Annotated in this window: 2 protein-coding genes and 1 pseudogene; 2 read left to right on the top strand and 1 reads right to left on the bottom strand. The window is 56.2% G+C overall.

What is annotated here, in order from left to right; genetic code table 11:
• Window positions 1-12 precede the first annotated feature (12 nt).
• Entirely contained in the window at window positions 13-1,401 is a 1,389-nt protein-coding gene (locus tag AC2JC8_RS01830; protein ID WP_484594094.1) for an isochorismate synthase, read from the bottom strand.
• Between the two features lie 63 nt (window positions 1,402-1,464).
• Between AC2JC8_RS01830 and menA the strand changes: the two genes are divergently transcribed.
• Window positions 1,465-2,406, top strand: a complete 942-nt coding sequence (gene menA, locus AC2JC8_RS01825; protein WP_484400952.1) for a 2-carboxy-1,4-naphthoquinone phytyltransferase — start codon at window positions 1,465-1,467, stop codon at window positions 2,404-2,406.
• A pseudogene (locus tag AC2JC8_RS01820) lies at window positions 2,403-2,589 on the top strand (o-succinylbenzoate synthase); the annotation flags it as partial. The gene menA and the pseudogene AC2JC8_RS01820, both read left to right, overlap by 4 nt.

Here is a 2,589-nt window from a genome sequence, read left to right as displayed (position 1 = left end):
CTCTTGCAGATCTCACCCAGCAGCAACTGTTGAAAACTGATCTCCAGCAAGGCTGAGCTGTTGCTGTAAAACCTCAAGCTTGAGCGCCACTTCCGCCAATTCCCGTTGAGGTTCTGAGCCCCGCACCAAGCCAGCTCCTGCGGTGAGTTCCAACTGTTGCCCCCGCAACACACCACTGCGGATCGCCACCCGCAACTCGGCATCACCGGCACTATCAATCCAACCGATTGGAGCGGCATAGGCACCCCTTTCAAAGGGTTCCAGGCTGCGCAACCAGGCCATTGCTTCTTTGCGGGGTAAACCTGCCACTGCTGGGGTGGGATGCAACGCCTCGGCGAGGGCCAGGGGATGCTGGCCGGAAAGGGTTGCACTTATTGGAGTGTGGAGATGACGCAATGGGCCATGGCGCGCCAGCCTTGGCGCTCTCAAACTATTTGGGCTCAACCCCTGTTGTTGCAATACCGCTCTAATTGCTCCAACCACCAACTCATGTTCATGGAGATCTTTGCTGGAATGCAGCAAAGCCTGGGCTGGTTCCCCCTGGCCGGCCGTTCCCGCTAACGCATCACAACGCAACTCCCCTTTGCGCACAGCGAGCAAGCGCTCCGGTGAAGCTCCCACCAAAACACTGCCATCAGCCTCCCCCCAAAGGAAACGACAACTGCCAGCTTGGTGTTTACGTAAACCAGCTAATAACAACTGCGGCTCCAAAGGGCCATCTAGCTGTAAGTGTTGCCGCACCGCTAATACCAACTTGCGCAATTCCCCCCGTTCCACCAGATCAAGGGCTTGATCCATAGCGCCGCGATAAGCCTGCTGCCAAGGAGATTTGCTAAGAACCTTCGGGATTGTGGCAAGCGGCAAACACCAATCCGCCCGCTCAAGGTGCTGAGCCATATCCCACAACTCCTCTGCCACATATCGCGGCGTTACCTCACCACCAAGGGGTCTTTGCAAGCGCAACCAAGCCTGTTGCCCCTGACGACTCAATTGCCAACGGGGCAACACAGCCCGCACTCCCGGCAATAAGGAGCGGCCATTTTGTAAAGGCGAATCAAAAAATGAAAACGCTAGTAATACCCGCGGCCGAGCTAAGGCCGGCCCGCTGATGGCCTCAGCTCCAAGCCGGGAAAGGCTTAGCTGGCAGAAGCGTTGGGCTAATTCAAAACGGCGCGGACCGCTTAATTCCAGATGTTGGGCAAGACCAGAAGCAGCAAAACAAAAACCAGGTGCTCCATCCCAGAGCATCCGAAAACGATCACCACCGGGCAAGGCCGCCAGGGCTTTAAGGGGGTCTAATGGTGCCAGCGGCAAGGCCAAACTGAGCACGCCGCCATCCTCTAAGCCAGCAGCTTGCTTGCTTGCCTGCGCCAGCAGATCAATGAAAGTGGAATTCAGCAACGCTGCCGTTCCTGCTACTGCTCAAATGTATGGGTCTAAAGCTAACTATTGCCCCGGCGCCCCATGGCTGAGCCCAAGGTTGTTGCAAGCCGTTACGCCCTCTGGCAGGCGGCGATCAAATGGCCCATGTATTCCGTTGCGGTGATGCCTGCCCTATTGGCGGCAGGGGCGCTGCAGGGGCTGGAATTAAAGCCCCGCTGGGAACAATTAATTTTATTTTTATTAGCAGCAGTGCTTTTGCTGGCCTGGGAAAACCTCAGCAACGATGTTTTTGATGCTGATACCGGTGTTGATAGCAAAGGAAAACCCCATTCGGTAGTGAATCTGAGCGGCCGACGTGATCGGGTGGCCGTTGCTGCGAACTGCTGCTTGGTGCTTGGTTTAGCCCTAATGGCATTGGTGGCACAACAGAGCCAAGGGGCGGTACTGCTGCTGGTTTTAGCCTGCTGCGGCATCGGTTATTTGTATCAAGGCCCCCCGTTTCGGCTCAGTTATCGCGGCCTAGGGGAACCGCTTTGCTGGCTTGCCTTTGGACCTTTAGCAAGCGCAGCTGCCCTAATTGCCCTTGCCCCTGCGGGTGTGTTTGATGGCGCTGCAATCCCCTGGCGCATGGCCCTAGAGCTGGGGGCTGGCCCTGCGGTTGCCACCAGCCTGGTGCTGTTTTGCTCCCATTTCCATCAGGTGGAGGAAGACGCTAAAAATGGCAAAAATTCACCGGTGGTGCAGCTTGGTAGTGCCAAAGCGGCCGCATTGGTGCCTTGGTTTGTGGTTGCTTGTTTTGCTTTGCAATGGTTGCCAATCCTTAGGGGGATCTGGCCAGCTTCCGCCTTCTTGGGGCTGATCGGCTTAGCACCTGCGCTTTCTCTAATTCACTTGCTGCAGCGGCAGCACAACCAGCCGGAAAGGATCATCGGCTGCAAATTTTTAGCCCTGCGCTTTCAAGCGCTCAATGGTTTGGGTTTGGCGCTGGGATTAGCCCTCGGGCCCTTATTTTTAGGCCGTTGAGCAGTTCAACTTTCTTAATTTTGGAGTGGCGGCCCTTGCGCTACCGCTTAGCCCAGCCCCTCAAAAACGCCCATGGCACAACAATCGAACAACGCGGATGGTTGCTGAAATTAAGTAACCAGGCTGGTGATATTGGCTGGGGCGAAGTGTTGCCGCCGCTTGTTCAATGGCACAACTGCGCCG

Source organism: Synechococcus sp., assembly GCF_982614295.1.
The sequence above is the reverse complement of the archived record's forward strand: the minus strand, read 5'-3'. Positions and strand labels throughout refer to the sequence as shown.